11 protein-coding genes, 1 pseudogene and 1 other annotated feature are annotated in these 16,223 nt (G+C 66.1%); of the genes and pseudogenes, 8 read left to right on the top strand and 4 right to left on the bottom strand.

All coding sequences use genetic code 11. The annotated features are described in order from the left end of the window. The first annotated feature begins 191 nt into the window (after positions 1–191). The 7 genes from istA (at position 192) to EXE59_RS22015 (ending at position 11,646) form a co-directional block, all read left to right on the top strand. On the top strand, positions 192–1,466 hold the full coding sequence (gene istA / locus EXE59_RS22045; protein WP_135840812.1) for an IS21 family transposase: 1,275 nt from the start codon (positions 192–194) through the stop codon (positions 1,464–1,466). Continuing rightward, the gene (istB, locus tag EXE59_RS22040; RefSeq protein WP_135839305.1) at positions 1,466–2,275 is read left to right on the top strand and encodes an IS21-like element helper ATPase IstB; all 810 of its coding nucleotides are present in this window, start codon (positions 1,466–1,468) and stop codon (positions 2,273–2,275) included. The genes istA and istB overlap by 1 nt, the downstream gene beginning before the upstream one ends. Before the next feature lie 223 nt (positions 2,276–2,498). Then, positions 2,499–8,876: an RHS repeat-associated core domain-containing protein gene (locus EXE59_RS22035; RefSeq protein WP_135840811.1), complete on the top strand. Its 6,378-nt coding sequence runs from the start codon at positions 2,499–2,501 to the stop codon at positions 8,874–8,876. Beyond that, positions 8,873–9,226: a hypothetical protein gene (locus EXE59_RS22030; protein WP_135840810.1), complete on the top strand. Its 354-nt coding sequence runs from the start codon at positions 8,873–8,875 to the stop codon at positions 9,224–9,226. Before EXE59_RS22035 ends, EXE59_RS22030 begins: the two co-directional genes overlap by 4 nt. A gap of 141 nt (positions 9,227–9,367) precedes the next feature. After that, positions 9,368–10,608, top strand: a protein-coding gene (locus EXE59_RS22025; RefSeq protein WP_135838094.1) for an IS3 family transposase whose coding sequence is annotated in 2 segments (ribosomal slippage) — positions 9,368–9,650 and positions 9,650–10,608 — 1,242 coding nt in all. Because the reading frame shifts where the segments join, the coding sequence is not laid out codon by codon here. Further along, positions 9,649–9,777, top strand: a sequence feature (AL1L pseudoknot). It overlaps the preceding gene by 129 nt. A 151-nt stretch (positions 10,609–10,759) precedes the next feature. Next, a complete protein-coding gene (locus EXE59_RS22020) occupies positions 10,760–11,197 on the top strand; it encodes a DUF2283 domain-containing protein (protein WP_168218638.1) in 438 nt (145 codons plus the stop codon). Then, a complete protein-coding gene (locus EXE59_RS22015; protein WP_135840808.1) occupies positions 11,194–11,646 on the top strand; it encodes a hypothetical protein in 453 nt (150 codons plus the stop codon). The genes EXE59_RS22020 and EXE59_RS22015 overlap by 4 nt, the downstream gene beginning before the upstream one ends. Before the next feature lie 18 nt (positions 11,647–11,664). On the opposite strand, the gene EXE59_RS22010 is transcribed toward EXE59_RS22015, so the two are convergent. Further along, complete coding sequence (locus EXE59_RS22010) at positions 11,665–12,912, bottom strand: IS256 family transposase (RefSeq protein ID WP_135838745.1); 1,248 nt, start codon at positions 12,910–12,912, stop codon at positions 11,665–11,667. A gap of 161 nt (positions 12,913–13,073) precedes the next feature. Between EXE59_RS22010 and EXE59_RS22005 the strand changes: the two genes are divergently transcribed. Continuing rightward, positions 13,074–13,331: a hypothetical protein gene (locus EXE59_RS22005; RefSeq protein WP_135840807.1), complete on the top strand. Its 258-nt coding sequence runs from the start codon at positions 13,074–13,076 to the stop codon at positions 13,329–13,331. Positions 13,332–14,147: 816 nt separating this feature from the next. Here the strand turns inward: EXE59_RS22005 and EXE59_RS22000 are convergent. The 3 genes and pseudogenes from EXE59_RS22000 to EXE59_RS21990 form a co-directional block, all read right to left on the bottom strand. Beyond that, positions 14,148–14,408, bottom strand: a pseudogene (locus EXE59_RS22000) (transposase); the annotation flags it as partial. A gap of 553 nt (positions 14,409–14,961) precedes the next feature. Continuing rightward, a complete protein-coding gene (locus EXE59_RS21995; RefSeq protein WP_210429100.1) occupies positions 14,962–15,501 on the bottom strand; it encodes a DUF6036 family nucleotidyltransferase in 540 nt (179 codons plus the stop codon). After that, on the bottom strand, positions 15,501–16,019 hold the full coding sequence (locus EXE59_RS21990) for a helix-turn-helix domain-containing protein (RefSeq protein ID WP_246056988.1): 519 nt from the start codon (positions 16,017–16,019) through the stop codon (positions 15,501–15,503). Before EXE59_RS21990 ends, EXE59_RS21995 begins: the two co-directional genes overlap by 1 nt. Positions 16,020–16,223 lie beyond the last annotated feature (204 nt).

Here is a 16,223-nt window from a genome sequence, read left to right as displayed (position 1 = left end):
GGGCGCAACTTCCTCAACTAACCAGGAGCGGCCCTGCAGACCGTGACGGTTCGCTCAGCCCAACCTCTTGTCTGGTCGTGCTGCAGACCCTTCGTGTGTCGACGGCACGTGAAAACTGACCCCCGGACGGCAACTGAGAACTGACCCCCTCCGAGACCCTGTCCTTGAACCTCGAGGCAGGGGGATACGGAGTGTTGTCAGTGGAGGACTGGGCTGAGATCCGCCGGTTGCACCGTGCGGAGGGAGTGCCGATCAAGGTGATCGCCAGGTCGATGGGGATCTCGAAGAACACGGTGCGCAAGGCGCTGCGTGATGAGGGTCCGCCGCGCTACGAGCGGCCCGCGCGAGGGTCGTTGGTCGACGAGGTGGAGCCGCGGATCCGCGAGTTGTTGCGGGTCACGCCGACGATGCCGGCCACGGTTGTCGCTGAGCGGATCGGCTGGGAGCACTCGATCCGGACCCTGCGTACCCGGGTGAGCGAGCTGCGGCCGGTGTACCTGCCACCGGACCCGGCGTCGCGCACGACCTATGAGGCAGGCGAGCTGGCGCAGTTCGACTTCTGGTTCCCCGACATCGAGCTCCCGGTCGGCTACGGCCAGACCAGGACGGCGAAACGGCTGCCGGTGATGACGATGTGCTCGGGCTACTCCCGGTGGACGGGTGCGGTGCTGATCCCTCGTCGAGAGTCTGAGGACCTCTTCGCGGGTTGGTGGCATCTGATCCAACAGCTCGGCGCGGTGCCGCGCACGCTGGTGTGGGACGGCGAGGGCGCGGTCGGGCGTTGGCGCGCCCGACGACCCGAGCTGACTGCCGAGTGTCAGGCATTTCGCGGCGTGCTCGGTGCCAGCGTGTACATCTGCAAGCCGGCTGACCCTGAGGCAAAGGGGATGCTGGAACGGTTCCACGACTACCTCGAGCGGTCCTTCCTGCCCGGGCGGACATTCACCTCACCCGAGGACTTCAACACCCAGCTGGGCAAGTGGGTGGCCAGGGCCAACACACGTCGGATGCGGGTGCTGGGCTGCTCGCCGGCGGACCGGATCGCAGCGGACAAGGCCGCGATGATGCCGTTGCCGCCGGTCGCGCCCGAGGTCGGCTGGCGCAAGAGCGTGCGGCTGCCGCGCGACCACTACGTCCGCGTCGACTCGAACGACTACTCGGTCCACCCGGCTGTGGTCGGACGGCGGATTGAGGTCCACGCCGACCTCGACCGGGTCTGGGTGACCTGCGAGGGCGCGGTCGTCGCCGACCACGTCCGGGTGTGGGCACAGCACCAGACCATCACCGACTTCGAGCACACCGTCGCGGCCAAGCAGCTGCGTCACGGTCGAGCGGACCTGCTGCGGCCGGTCGCCGACGTTGTGACCGGTGAGGAGGTCGAGATCCGGTCGCTGACCACCTACGACCGAGTCCTCGGCCTGGTCGACGAACCGGACGACGAGCTCGTGGATGAGGAGGTGTCGTGATGGCCACCCGTGCCACGAAGACGGCATCGAAGACGGGTCGTGATGTCACCAGCGAGTTGGAGTTCCTGACCCGAGCATTGAAGGCACCCACGCTGCGCGAATCGGTCGCCCGGCTGGCTGAGCGTGCCCGCGAGGAGTCCTGGACCCATGAGGAGTTCCTGGCAGCGTGCCTGCAGCGCGAGGTGTCAGCGCGCGAGTCCCACGGTGGCGAGGGCCGGATCCGGGCCGCCCGGTTCCCGGCACGCAAGTCGTTGGAGGACTTCGACTACGACCACGCCCGTGGCCTGAAGCGGGAGACCATCGCGCACCTGGGCACCCTGGACTTCGTCGCCGGCAAGGAGAACGTCGTGCTCCTCGGCCCGCCCGGCACCGGGAAGACCCACCTGGCCACCGGGCTGGCGATCCGGGCCTGTCAGGCCGGGCACCGCGTCCAGTTCGCCACCGCGTCCCAGTGGGTCGACCGGCTTGCCGACGCCCACCACGCCGGCAGGCTGCAAGACGAGCTCCGCCGACTGGTCCGCTATCCGGTGCTGGTCATCGACGAGGTCGGCTACATCCCGTTCGAGCCCGAGGCAGCCAACCTGTTCTTCCAGCTCGTCTCATCGCGCTACGAACGCGCCAGCCTGATCGTCACCAGCAACAAGAACTTCGCCCGCTGGGGCGAGGTCTTCGGCGACGACACCGTCGCTGCCGCGATGATCGACCGGCTCGTCCACCACGCCGAGGTCATCGCCCTGAAGGGCGACTCCTACCGGCTGAAGAACCGAGAGCTCGGCCGCGTCCCCGCGGCCGTCAACGAAGAGAACTAGAACCAGGGGGTCGGTTTTCACTTGCCGCGCGGGGGTCAGTTTTCAGCCGCCGTTGACATCGTGCGGCCCGCAGGCGGGCCGCCACTGGACGCGCGGTACCGTGGCTGGACTCGCCGCTGATGTCCATAGTCACTTCGGGCTATTGCTGCCGCCCGTTGGTGTGTCTTGACTTACCACACCAAGGCCGACCCGCCGGGCTGGCCGCGTCTCGGGGGAGACCGCCATGAGTGGCATCGGCGTCCGCATTTTCGCCTGCATGGTTCCGATTATCGCGATGTGCGGCAGCGTTCTAGCTGTTCCTGACGTGTCGGCCTCAGCAGCCGTTGGCAGTTCGGACGCGGTGTCGAAGACCTTCCCTGGCGCGGCGACGCCGGCTCTCGTCCCTCCTACGCGCGCCGTAGTCGACGTCCCATCAGTCAGTTGGGGGGAGGTGGGCCTGGCTCGCGGCGACGCCGGCGTGTTGAATGCGGCAGCCCCGTCGTCCGGTAGCACCTCATCTGTGACGACGAGTGAGACGACCACGTCAATGCTCGCCGCACCCGATCTGGCTTGGGAGATCACGGCGCCGACGGCGCCCGTGCGCTGGGCTCCCAACGACGACGTTACCGTCACGGCGACGGTGCACAACTACTCCGGCGCGGTCATGCCGGCCTCGTTGTTGCTGTCCTACAGGTGGACGAGGGTCGGTGATGCCTCAGCCGACGAGACGCCGGGCAATGTAGCCGCCGTCGCATTGGGCGAGGACTTGGCACCGGGGCAGTCAACGACGCTCGACGTCGTGGTGGAACCGCCGATCAACAGTGACGAGGGCGCCAAGCGCCTGGATTATGACTTCTACCTCGACCTGTGGAACGGCTCGACTCGTTGGTCGAGCTCGAACCCGCCCAGCGCGTCGCCGCTCACGCGCCCGAACGTCTTCTGCGCCATGGCAGCCGCGGGACTGCTGTGCCCGGACAGGTTGGTCGAGGACGCGTCCTCCAATCAGCTCGGGCTCGAGAGGTGGCTCACCTACGCAGGAGAGGCTACGGGCGCCGGGTCGGGGGTGATGACCAACCTGTATGAAGGCAACCTGGTCTGGTCCTATGACCCGATCTCGAACCCTTCGGTCGGTCCGTCGACGTTCGTCCGATTGGCGTACAACTCCACCGATGTCACGGATGACGGGACCGGGTTTGGGTGGTCGGTGCAGACCTCCACGTTGACACGGCTCGGTAGCCGGCTCTCGGTCCCCTCCAGCGACAACGGAGCTGCGCCGCAGGAGATGACGTTCATCGACGGGGACGGCACCACGCACGTCTATGAGCGCAACGACGCCACCAAGGACGACCCTGTCGTCACGTACGCGGCACCAGCCGGAGTCCACCTGAGCTTGGCCTGGCACCGCACCGCACCGTCGGCGCAGCAGTGGGTGTTCAGCCGCCCTGACGGCACACGATTCTTCTACCGTCAGGGACAAGGACCCGGACGGGGCGACGCAGGGCTGCCGAACTCGATCCAGGACCGCCACGGCAACGCCCTGACCTTCGGCTACGACACCAACTGGCAGCTCACTTCACTCGGGGACGCGACAGGTCGCGAAACCCTCACGCTAGGTTGGGTTCAGGGGCAGCTGAGGTGGCTTCGTGACCTGTCGGGACGCGGCATCCGGTTTACCTATGACGCAGGCCAGGTGACCCGCATCGAAGACGGCGCCTACACCCCCAGCAGCAACTCGTTCGCCGGACCGGTCAAGACGTTCGACTTCACCTACGCCGTCCCTCAAGGCAACAAGCACGCCAAGCTGACCTCGGTCACGGACCCGCGCGACGCGACAACCACCATCTTTTACATTCCAACAGGCGACCCGAAGTTCGCGTTGTGGCCGGAGCGACTCACCGACAGGCGCGGTCACGACACCACCTACGCCTACGAGGACCCGGACGCGCAAGACGGGTCCGTCCTTCGAGCCACGGTGACCAACGCAAACGGCACCACACCGTCGGTGACGGCGTATGAGATGAACTCGTTCGGTCTGGCGACGAGCATCATCGACGCCAACGCGAACGCGCTGGCCCCGACCGACCCCACCTACCGCACCGACCTGGCGTGGGATGCGGACAACAACGTCCAGACCCTCATCGAACCGGCCGCGTCACCCGGGGCGCCTCGAGCACGATCGAGGTGGCTCTACGACCTGAACACCGGCTACCTGAAGCAGCAGTGGGACAGCGTGGGCGACCCGGTCGAGAAGTCCACGCGACTGACCTACGAGCCGATGACAGTCCAGGTCGGTCAAACCGGTCAGAGCGTGCCCCTCACCGTCCTGACCTCCACCGCCACTCCAGAAGGTCGCACCAGCACCTACGGCTACCACCCCAACGGGGACCTGAAGACCGTCACCAACGGCGCCGGAGAAACCACCGCCTACACCTACAACCCCGACGGAACACTCGCTACCGCGACCGATCCACGCGGGCACACCACCACGTACGAGAACTACGACCCCAACGGTATGCCACGCCGGATCATCGACCCCATCACCGCCGCCACCACCAGCGACCCTGGTACCCGGGACACGAACCTCACCTACGACGTGCGCGGCAACGTGACCCAGATCTCGGACCAGCTCTCACGCATCACTACAGCCGAGTACGACGCCTTCGGACGGCCATGGAAGATCACCACCCCCCACCAGCCCACCGAGGTCCGCACCACCCAGACCGACTACGACCTGAACGACAATGTCGTAGAGGTCACCGACCCCACCGGTGCCATCACCCAGACGACCTACACCGCGATGGACGCACCGGCCACGATCACCCTTCCCGGCAACGGCGCGGCAGGGACGCGCAAGACCGAGATGTCCTACGACGACTTGGACCGGGTCCTCACCGAGACCACGCCCTTGGGAGTCGCGAGCACCACCATCGCGGAGGACCACCAGACGATCTACACCTACGACCACCTCGGTCAGGTCCTCACCGTCACCACCCCGCACCTCGACGCAGGGCAGTGGAAGCGGCCCACCACCAGGTACACCTACGACCGTGTCTCGAACCTCGTGAAAGTCGAAGATCCCCGCAAGAGCGCCACACTCGCCACCGATGACTACACCACCCTGTTCGGTTACGACCTGGCCCATCGCCAAGACAGCGTGACCGATGCCCTCGGAAACGCGAGCACCACAGCCTACGACTACGACGGCCTCGTCACCGCCCAGACCGACCAGGACGGCAACGACCGCACCTACACCTACGACGCCGCATCACGCGTTGCGACCGTCACCACGCCGCACACCCCGATCGGCGCTACCGCCGCGGAACTTCGCGTCACGACCTACGGCTACGACAACACGGGTAACCCCACGACCGTCACCAACCCCAGCGGGCGTACGACCGAGACCACGTACGACGCGCTCAACCGCCCGATCCAGCGCTCCGGACCCTTCCGTCCCGGTGACACCGACGCCCCGATCTACGACAAACCCGCCAACACGTTCTTCAGCTACGACGCCGCCGGGCAACTAAAGCGGCAATCCAACCCCTCATGGGCCACCACCGGGCAGCACTGGACCGAGTTCGACTACTGGGACTCCGGGGACGTCAAGTCCTCCACCGACCCATGGAACCTAGTCACCACCTACGACTACGACCGCGCCGGACGCCAAACCAGCCGCACCATCAAGTCCACCGACAACTCAGCCAACCGCACCATGACGTGGACCTACTGGTCCGACGGATCGCTGCGGACCAGGAACGACAACGCAGCATCCAACGCATGGGAACCCCCCATCGTGGTCGACAACGACACTCCCGGCACCAGCAGCACCGGCACCTGGACCCTCGACACCCGAGCCCGAACCGGCATGGTCGGCACCAGCCGTCGCACCAGCACCACCACCCTGTGCGACGGCCGAGCGTGCGACAGCTACGGCACCTACACGTGGCCGGTCACTGTGCCCAGTGACGGCACCTACAACATCGCCGCCACCTGCCCCCAAGCAACCTCGACCGAGCCGAACTACGCCTCCTACTCCGTCGCCACCGACCACGGCACCCGCATCGCCCAACTCGACCAGCGCGCCTGCAGCACTGGCTACGCCGCGGTGCGAAACGTCGAACTCCTCGGTGGTCAGCCCTATAAGATCACCGCACACATCAGTTACGAGGATCTCGGCGACATCGACCCGCCAACGCAGACGCTCACGTCCCCACTGAGCACCCCGACCCTGGATCCCGAGCCACCGACGCAGACCACCAGCCGCACCACCGTCGCCGACGCCGACGCCGTCAAGCTCACCAAACAAGCCCAAGGCCGGGCGTTTGAGTACTCCTACGATCTCGACGGGTCAGGCACCCAGGTACGCCGCATCGTGGACGGCCTCACCGTCCAGCGCTGGACCTCCACCCCCGACGGTCTTGGTCGCATCATCAAGGTCGAGGAGTCCGCGCACGGCACCTCAACACCCCGACGAACCACGACCTACACCTACGACGCGAATAACAACGTCCTCACCACCAACCGCAGCCGACCCCGCAAGGTCGAAGGCAACGGTGAAAGCGGCAACGAGAACGCCGCCCGCTACACCGCCTACACCTACGACGCACGCGACCAGGTCGTGACCGTGCAGACCGGGTCATCGTCGAGCGACACCACGCTCAAGACCACCCACTTCACCTACGACTCCCGCGGCATGCGCGACACCCTGACCAAGGCCAACGGCAACACCACCACGTACACCTACCACGAGGACGGGCTACCCAAGCGCACCGAGGAAAGGCGCACCAACGGCGACCTCGTCTCCCGCCACCTCCTGTGGTTCAACGCCGACGGCGACCGCCGCCGCGACGACGCCACCCTCGACCACCCCGACACCGCCGGCACGCTGGCCCAGGACACCGTCTACACCTACACGCCCGCCGGTCAGCTCGAGAAGGTCACCAAAAGCGGGGCCGAAGCGGGCAAGGACGAGTTCTACCGCTACGACGCCGCTGGTAACACTATCGAACAACGCATCGGAGACACGACCGCCAACACCAGCGTGTCCACCTACGAACGCAACCGCCTCGACCAAACACAGATCGTCGCCCCGAACGGAACCGTCAAGACCACCAACGCCTACACCTACGACCCCTGGGGTCGACTGTGGAAAGTCACCCAGGACGGAGTGAAGATCAAGGAGTACCAGTACGACGGATTCGACCGGCTCATCAAGGACCAGCAATTCCTCCTCGTTCCGGCCGGCGCCAACGACGTCACCAAGACCACCACGTACGACGCCTTCGACCGCACCACCTCCGTCACTACCAAGGTGCAGACGAACACAGCGAAGACGACCCGCTACACCTACCTCGGACTCTCCGACCAGGTCGTGCAGGAAGAGCGCAAGAACAACGCCGGCGCCTGGGCAGTCGCCAAGGCCTTCACCTACGGGCCAAGCGGCGAGAAGCTCTCGCTGGTGGACTCCCCGGTCAACTCCACTGACCCTTCAACCACGCTCTACTACGGCACCAACCCGCACGGCGACATCGAAACCCTCACCAACCCCACCGGCGAGGTCGACGCCACCTACCGCTACCACGCCTACGGAGCACCCGACCCCACCGGCACCAAGGGCCTCGACGAGGCACCCGAACAGACCGGAACGACTCCCGTCCCGGACGACGAGGTCACCAACCCGTACCGGTTCAACGGCAAGCGCATCGAGCCCACAACCGGGCAATACGACATGGGGTTCCGCAACTACGACCCCGGCCTGAACCGATTCCTCACCCGCGACATGTACAACGGCGCCCTCGACGACCTCGCCCTAGGCATGGACCCCTGGAACACCAACCGGTACGCCTTCTCCGGGGGCAACCCCATCACCGGCGTCGAGCTCGACGGACACGCCTCAACCGGAGGAGACGGCGCCGCAGGCGGCAACCCCTCCCAAGAAACGTTCGAAGACGACTGGTGCGAAAGCGTCGACAACTGCAGCAAGTCCACCAGCGAAGCAATGGGCTGGGACTACGAAGCCGCCACCTACAACCCCAACCTCGACTTCGGCAGCCCCAGAGACTGGGCAGCCGGCGTCGTGCACGGCGCAGCCCTTAGCGTCGACCTCGTCAGCAACTGCGGATCCCTAGGCACCGCCATCACCAACTGCGGCGACTACCTCACCGGAGGCGGAGTCAGGGCCGGAGAGAACGCGGCCGACAGCTTCGCTCGTCACCTCGGAGCCAACCGTCAATCCTTCGGCTACATGACCGGCGACGCCTTCGGCGTACCACTCCCGAGCAGCGTCGCCGCCGGCGGCATCCGACTCCTAGGCCGCGGTGCCGCAAACGCAGGGGACGACGTTGTTCGAGCGCTGAGCGCAACCGAGCGGCGGACACTCGATGACGCGCTTCGGCCTGACAAGCTCAATCACATCTTCGATCCGAAGCACAACTTCCAGCCGCTCGTTCAGCAGTTCGGGAGCCGCGAGGCCGCCATGGAGCAGATCGTCAGGAGCATCGGCGGCCCGCTGCCACAGGCCGGGCGGTTCGAGATTGCGCAGAGCATCGGAGGCCAGGCCGTCGTCATCCGTGGCGCCGTCGTCGATGGCATTCCGCGCATCGGAACGGCCTTTACGCCATGAACGAGTTGATGCCCGGAGACCGCCTCAGCGCGGACATGCTGCGGTTGATCGCGCACGTGACGTCGCCACTCGCCGAGACCTCGAGCAAGCTGTTGGGCCAGGCCGAAGGCGCAACTGTTGTTCGCTACTCAGCCACGATGCTGGATGTCGAGGTGCCGTCCGATATTCCAGCGGTCGATCTGCCGGACGGCCCGGCCCCGGGAAGCGCTCTCGTGTACGAGCGCGAACAACTGGTTGGCGAACTGCTCGTGTGGATCCGAGACGGCCGACTGATCGGGCTAGAGCAGGCTTGGTACACCGATGACCCGCCCCAGTCGTGGCCCCCTCCGGAGATGGTGCGGATCTCATGAGGCTCCTGGCCCGCATGCTGCTCGTGCTCATCGCCAGCGTCACCGGGTGGCTCGGCTCAGGAACGCCGCTCGCCGTCGGTGAATCGACATTGAACCGCCCCGGGATGTCCGGAGAGCTGATTCGTTGGAAGGATCACTCTCATGGCACGTCCCTCGAAGTACCCGCCCGAGTTGCGTGAGCGCGCGGTGCGGATGGTGTTGGAGTCGCGTGTGGACTATCCGCACGAGGCGGCTGCGATCAGGTCGATCGCGGCGAAGCTCGGGATCACCTCGACCGAGTCGGTGCGCAAGTGGGTCAGGCAGGCCGAGATCGATGGTGGTGTCCGGGCCGGGAAGACCAGCGAGGAGCTGGCTGAGATCAAGGCGCTGAAGCGGGAGAACGCCGAGCTGCGGCGGGCGAACGAGATCTTGAAGAGCGCCTCGGCTTTCTTCGCGGCGGAGCTCGACCGCCCCAACAGGTATTGATCGACTTCATCGACACCCACAGGGCCGACTACGGGATCGAGCCGATCTGTCGTGTGCTCGCCGAGCACGGGATCAAGATCGCCCCGTCGACCTACTACGACGCCAGGGTTAGACGGCCCTCGCGACGTGCTCGGCGTGACGCCGAGATCGTCGCGGTGATCGCGGCCGAGAGGGGCCGGCAACGGCTGCTGGCGCGGTTCGGGTCACGCAAGATGTGGCTCCACCTACGCCGGCAGGGTCACGACGTGGCCAGGTGCACGATCGAGCGGCTGTACCGCCAGCAGGGCTGGGAGGGCGCACGACGGTTGAAGAAGGTCCGCACCACCATCGCCGATCCCGCGGCCGACCGTCCCCTGGATCGTGTGGACCGGCAGTTCTGGGCTGCGCGTCCGAACCAGCTGTGGGTTGCTGACTTCACCTACGTCGCGACCTGGTCCGGCACCGTCTACGTCGCATTCATCTTCGACGTGTTCTCCCGCCGCATCGTGGGCTGGCGGGCAGCGACGAGGATGACGACCGACCTGGTCCTCGACACTCTCGAGCACGCGATCTGGACTCGCCAGCAGGCCGGCATCACCGACCTGTCGGGGTTGGTCCATCACACCGATGCCGGGTCGCAGTACGTCAGTTTCGCGTTCACCGAACGGCTCGTTGACGAGGGCGTCGACCCTTCTGTCGGATCGGTCGGCGATGCCTACGATAACGCGCTCGCCGAGTCTCAGATCGGGCTCTACAAGGCTGAGCTGATCCGTCCCGAAGGACCTTGGCGCGGTGTCGAGCACGTCGAGCTCGAGACCCTCAACTGGGTCGACTTCTTCAACAACGAGCGCCCGCACGAGGCCATCGACGACCTGACCCCGGTCGAGGCCGAAGAACTTCACTACGCTGCAAGAAACCAGCTCACGCCGACCGGCTGAGCCACCAAACCCAGCCTCCGGAAACTCCGGGGCGGTTCAATCTGTACAACGTCGTGATCGTCGGCGAGCGGGGAGTCATCACTGGCATGAAGGGTCTGACGAGGCAGGAACTCGGGAATCGCGCCCGGAACTACGGATGGTCGGGATACCCGTGAGGCTGACCTACGACAGTGACGCGAACGCCGCTTACGTCTACCTCGTCGACTCCACCGCGCCCGGTGGAGTCGCTCAAACAAGATCGTCGATGTTGGAGTTGGAACTCGCCTCCATCGACTTCGACCTTGATGCCGAAGGCAAGGTGCTGGGGATCGAGATCCTTGGCGCCAGCCGCGTACTGGCTGACGAGACCCTACAGGCGACCCAGCGACTCTCCGTGAGAATCAGCTATGACCAGGACGCCGACGCGGCGTATGTCACCCTCGTCGACGCGATTCGGTCCGACGAGGTGGAGCGCACCATCCCGGTCGACCTCGTCGAGCTCGGGGGCATGATCAATCTGGACTTTGGCGCGGATGGCCGACTGCTCGGAATCGCGATCCTCGACGCGAGCAAGTCCCTTCCGCCCGAAGTGCTGCGAGGCCGCACGTGATCGGAGCCATTCGGACCTACCTCGTGGCGTTCCTGGCAACGCTCCTTGGAAGTCTCACTGCGTATCCGAGCTGGGCGGCAATTGAGTTCCCCACCCCGATCTACACCTACAACGCCCCGGCCCACTCAGCGCCTCGCGACAACGGCGCGCTGGAGCGCGGCCCGCCATCCGTCGCCGTCCGTGACACGTCCGAAGCATCCGTCGACCGCGGGTCGAACGGCACGTCGTCGCGCCCCGACGGCGTGGCGACTCACACCCACATCACCGACGCCCCGCCCACGGGGGTCGCACAGGGCCGCACGCCTACGGGTACGACTACGCTGCCAGCTGAGTTGATCGACGGGGATCTCTTGTCGCTTCAGCGAGGGCATGTTGCCGCAAACACTGAACGGCTGCTGGCCAAGGCTGATCGGATGGTCAAGTCCTGTGACGTGGTGTACGACGGGTGATCCCTCGTCGTTGGTGGGTCAGGCCGTGATGGCCTGAAGGGCTGGTTCGTTCATCTCCTCGTCGGTGGTGGTGGTGTCGAGGGCCTGTGATCGGGCGAGGACGTCGAGTCCGAGGTAGCGGCGTCCTTCGGCCCATTCGTCGTGCTGCTCGGCCAGGACGGCGCCGACGAGCCGGATGACCGATGTCCGGTCGGGGAAGATCCCCACGACGTCGGTGCGTCGGCGGATCTCGCGGTTGAGGCGCTCGTTGGGGTTGTTCGACCAGATCTGGCGCCAGATCTCCTTCGGGAACACGGTGAAGGCGAGGATGTCGTCGCGCGCGCTGTCGAGGTGGTCGGCCACCGCAGGGAGCTTCTCGCTCAGCGCGTCGACGACGCGGTCGAACTGGGCGTGGACCGCCTCAGCGTCGGGCTGGTCGTAGATCGAGTGCAGCAGCGCCTTGACCCATCCCCAGCTGGACTTCGGGGTCGCGGACATCAGGTTCGCGGCGTAGTGGGTGCGGCACCGCTGCCACGAGGCGCCGGCCATGGTGGCGGCGATCGCCGCGGTCAGTCCGCGGTGAGCGTCGCTGGTGACGAGCCGCACCCCGCACAGGCCCCGGGCGGTCAGGTCGCGGAAGAACGCCAGCCAGCCGGCGCCGTCCTCGCTGGTGGTGACCTGCACGCCGAGGATCTCGCGGTGCCCATCGCCGTTGACGCCGGTCGCGACGAGCGCGTGGACCGGCACGACGCGGCCACCCTCGCGGACCTTGAGGACCAGGGCGTCGGCAGCCACGAACGTGAACGGTCCGGCCTCGGCCAGCGAGCGGGTGCGGAACTCTTCGACGTGGGCGTCGAGCTCCTTGGCCATCTCCGAGACCTGGGACTTCGACAAGCTGGTGATGCCGAGTGAGGCCACGAGCTTGTCCATCCGACGCGTCGAGACACCAAGCAGGTAGCAGGTCGCCACCACGCTGGTCAGCGCCCGCTCGGCACGCTTCCTGCGTTCGAGGAGCCACTCGGGGAAGTAGGACCCCTGCCGGAGCTTCGGGATCTCTAGATCCAGAGTGCCGGCACGGGTGTCGAAGTCGCGGTGCCGGTAGCCGTTGCGACGGTTGACCCGTTCCGGGGTGCTCGTGCCGTACTCGGCGCCGCAGACGGCGTCGGCCTCAGCGGACAGCAGCGTGTTGATGAACGTGCCGAGGAGCTCGCGCAACAGATCGGGGCTCGCCTGGGCGAGCTGTTCCTCGAGCAGGCGGGCAGGGTCGATACTGGGGGTGACGGTCATCGTCGTGTCCTTCTTCGAGTCGGTTGTAGGAGATCACTCGAAGGATCACGCGGTGGCCGTCACTGCTTCTACAGCGACACGCTCACCGGGAGCCGTACACCACTCTGCTGGACGTCACTGATCGGATCGAGCAGCACCTAGCTCGGCCTGTCTTCGATAACATGCCGCACAACGATGCGATGATCGCGCGCATTCGATCGGCTGCAACCGAGGGCACACCCCTGTCGGCTGGAGATCGTGCCTTCATGCGGCACGAACTTGCCGAGAACTGGCTGATGAACCGAGGCCTTGGTTCTGGCCCAGCACACCGGATAGCGGGTTGGACGCACCGCACCTTTGGCAACTACGACCCATCAGTTATCAAGCAGTTCCCGCAGAACTTCTCGCCTGGCTGGAAGAACTACTGGGGGATCCAATGATCGTGGACCTTGGCTCGCGTGCCGCGTCAGTGGCGGTCGACGAGGCGACCGCTGGGTTCGTTTCGATCGGCTCCACGGAACTCTCGATCGAACCAAGCCCAGGACCGGCCCATCAACGCCGTGCTCTCGTAGAGTTGCGCAGATTCCACGGAGGGCTTGCCCCTCATGTTCTTCTGGGAGGAGTTTTCGAACCCGACGGCGATTCCTTGTTGCTACGAGTTGAGTTCAGCTCTGCGGCGGTTGGCCGCCGAATGTGCCGCTCGACTTTGCGGCGTAGAAGACTACACGCCGGGCTCTTGGTCGAATTGGCAGAGCCGACACTGGCTGGGCTGAGCCGGACCACTGCCCTTCCTCCGGGTGTCGTCACCATCGACCGGGCAGGGTACGACCCCGTCGAGACGTCCCCGCTGATTGCCGAGCTGGCAGCAGAACTCTTGGGGCGCCTGTTGTCACTGGGTGAGCCACCGTCTGACGCGCAACTGGCCGAGTGGTTGGGCTCCCTGCCGTGAGGCGATTCTTTGTCGTCACTTCGCGGTAGTTGGCGCGCTGCCTTGCGATGCCGCTCGGGCCAAGCGTGGCCACGTCGACTGCTGCCGTGACGTCACCAACGACCGACGTCTACACCTACGACAGCTACCACCACCCTGCGGCGTTGACGTACACCACCCTCGAGCCGGACCGCCTACGGCGTACAACCTCGCCATCACCGACAACGCCGTCGACCGCTGGGCGCATGGCGCTTCTGTGCGCCTGGACGATGCCACGACTCCCGCGGCCTGCAGCTACGATCGAGGAGCGTCCCGGCGGCACTCAGTCGAGCTCGGCGTTCTCCCGCTTCAACCGCTTCAACTCCGCGGACTCCTCCGAGGTCACCCCGGGCCGCTGTCCGGCATCGACCTCGGCTTGGCGACACCACTTGCGCACCGTCTCCGGCGTGCCAACCCCGAGCAGCTCAGCGACCTTGCTCATGGCCGCCCACTCCGAGTCGTGATCGGCACGGATCTCGCCGACCATCCGGACCGCCCGCTCACGCAGCTCGGCCGGGTACCTCTTCGACGGTCCCTGACATGACTCCATCCTTCCCAAGGAACGGAGCCTCCGGACTCGCCGGGGCGGTTCAGTCCCCTTGGCTGTGGGGCCCGGGGTCCTCCCACGGGGCGACGATGGGAACGCCCGAGGCGGCGAGGAATTGGGCGACGGACACTTCACGCTCAAGCCAGGGCAGGGGGTTTGGGCGCAGCTCGCGCCCGACGGTCACGACACGGGTGACTACTGGTGCGGGCCTGAGTCGTACGCGAACGCTGTAGCCCGCGGCGATGACCTCGGGATCGTCGGCGGGGAGCCCCAGTGCCCGGGCACAAGCGACGGACGCCGAACCGCATCGGCAGTGGTGGAGAGGACAGCCACGCCATCGGCGGTTCGCCGCTCATCGAGATCTTCATCCATGGCGGCCACTCTGACAAAGCGGGTGGACAGGCTCAACGCCACAATGGGGCTGCCAGTCGGGTCGCGAGGCCGGTCACCGTAGGCGGATCCGCTTGCGGGACTCGACAGGCCGGCTGGCACCTTTCGGGTTGTGGTCGGCCGCTCATTCTCGGGAAGACTGTCTACCGCGTCGAAGTGAGCCAGGTCAGGGCCCGCTCGACCTGCGTTGCGTGTTCAGGTGGAACCGTTGACAGGCGTTCGGCGATGGGTCCGCGTCGACCAGATTCGCATCGAGCAGCGCGGCCACGAAGTTGCGGTCCTTCTCGCGGAAGGCGAGCAGCTTGGCGACGCACAGGTCTTCCTTGTCGAGGCACCAGCCCGTGAACCGTGGCTCGCCGTCCGGGGCTGCGGTGTTGGCGTTCTGCACCTTGACCAGTCGATGACGCCAGCCGTCAGGGAGTACGGCCGACTGGAGGTCAACGCCGTCAATGCTGAAGCCGTGCTGCTCCTCGAACGGCGAGAGCTCACCGGCGACACCTTCGATGAGGTCGGCCAACCGCGCGGTCTCGTCGTTGGTGTCGGCGATCGGAAGGATGTCCACCTCGATCGACATGGTCGCTGCAGTGGGGAGCTGCGACTCGTCGTACGTGCCGAGGATCGCCTGCGAGCCGACCACGATGACCTCGGGCTGCTGGATGATCTGGCAGGCGGTGCGGATGGCGTGCTCCAGCTGGTCTCGCCGCATCAGCCGGCCTGGCGCAGCACGTCGCGGCGCTGGTCGTCGGGGAGCAGGCCGGACATGGGGGAGACCTCGCGCATCTCGATCGAGTCTCGGTCGAGCCCAGTCAGGACGCGGTGCATGCCGGGGACGTCGCCGCGGTCGACGAGTTGCCGCCACCGTTCGAGATTTCGCTCGTGAGGCTGACCCGTCACCCGGTTGCCGAGACGGTCGAGGTTGCGCTCGATCCGCGGTCGCCAGTCTTCGAAGCTCTCCCGGCTGAGCAGCGTCGAGAGCCGCCGGTGCAACTGCCATGAACGGCGTTCGGAGCGAGTCAGCTGGGGGACGACCGGACGACGTACGACCTCGAGCCGGAAGCCCATGCAGGACAGCAGCCGGTCGAGCTGCTCGTCGCTGAGGTCGACCCTGCCGGAGAGGAAGCCGCTGATGCTCGGCTGGCGCACGCCGCTGAGCCGCGACAGGCCTGACTGCGTGGTGCCCGTCTCGAGCATCACCTCGCGCAGCACCCCACTACGAGTGGTCATGGTCAGATTATAGCGGTATGTGCTATGTCGATCAGGCCTCGATTCCTGGGTCCCGGGCAACACTGGGGCAACACGAGGTCCAGAAACAGCCCGAAACGGCCAACGACAGCCGATCCCCAGATGTGCCGCTGACCTGCAGTTTCAGCGATTTCCAACGTCGTCCGTCGACCCCTCGATCCCTCTCTCAAGGCGGTAGCGCCGGTT

This window comes from Nocardioides eburneiflavus (genome assembly GCF_004785795.1).
Taxonomy (GTDB): Bacteria; Actinomycetota; Actinomycetes; order Propionibacteriales; family Nocardioidaceae; genus Nocardioides; species Nocardioides eburneiflavus.
Note: the sequence above shows the minus strand (reverse complement) of the source record. Positions and strands in the feature narration are given on the sequence as shown.

Excerpts from the sequence above, each read along its gene's own strand:
- EXE59_RS22010 (WP_135838745.1), bottom strand. The coding sequence starts at position 12,912 with ATGACCGTCACCCCCAGTATCGACCCTGCCCGCCTGCTCGAGGAACAG.
- EXE59_RS21990 (WP_246056988.1), bottom strand. The coding sequence starts at position 16,019 with ATGACCACTCGTAGTGGGGTGCTGCGCGAGGTGATGCTCGAGACGGGC.
- EXE59_RS22030 (WP_135840810.1), top strand. The coding sequence starts at position 8,873 with ATGAACGAGTTGATGCCCGGAGACCGCCTCAGCGCGGACATGCTGCGG.
- EXE59_RS21995 (WP_210429100.1), bottom strand. The coding sequence starts at position 15,501 with ATGCGGCGAGACCAGCTGGAGCACGCCATCCGCACCGCCTGCCAGATC.
- EXE59_RS22035 (WP_135840811.1), top strand. The coding sequence starts at position 2,499 with ATGAGTGGCATCGGCGTCCGCATTTTCGCCTGCATGGTTCCGATTATC.
- istB (WP_135839305.1), top strand. The coding sequence starts at position 1,466 with ATGGCCACCCGTGCCACGAAGACGGCATCGAAGACGGGTCGTGATGTC.
- EXE59_RS22005 (WP_135840807.1), top strand. The coding sequence starts at position 13,074 with ATGCCGCACAACGATGCGATGATCGCGCGCATTCGATCGGCTGCAACC.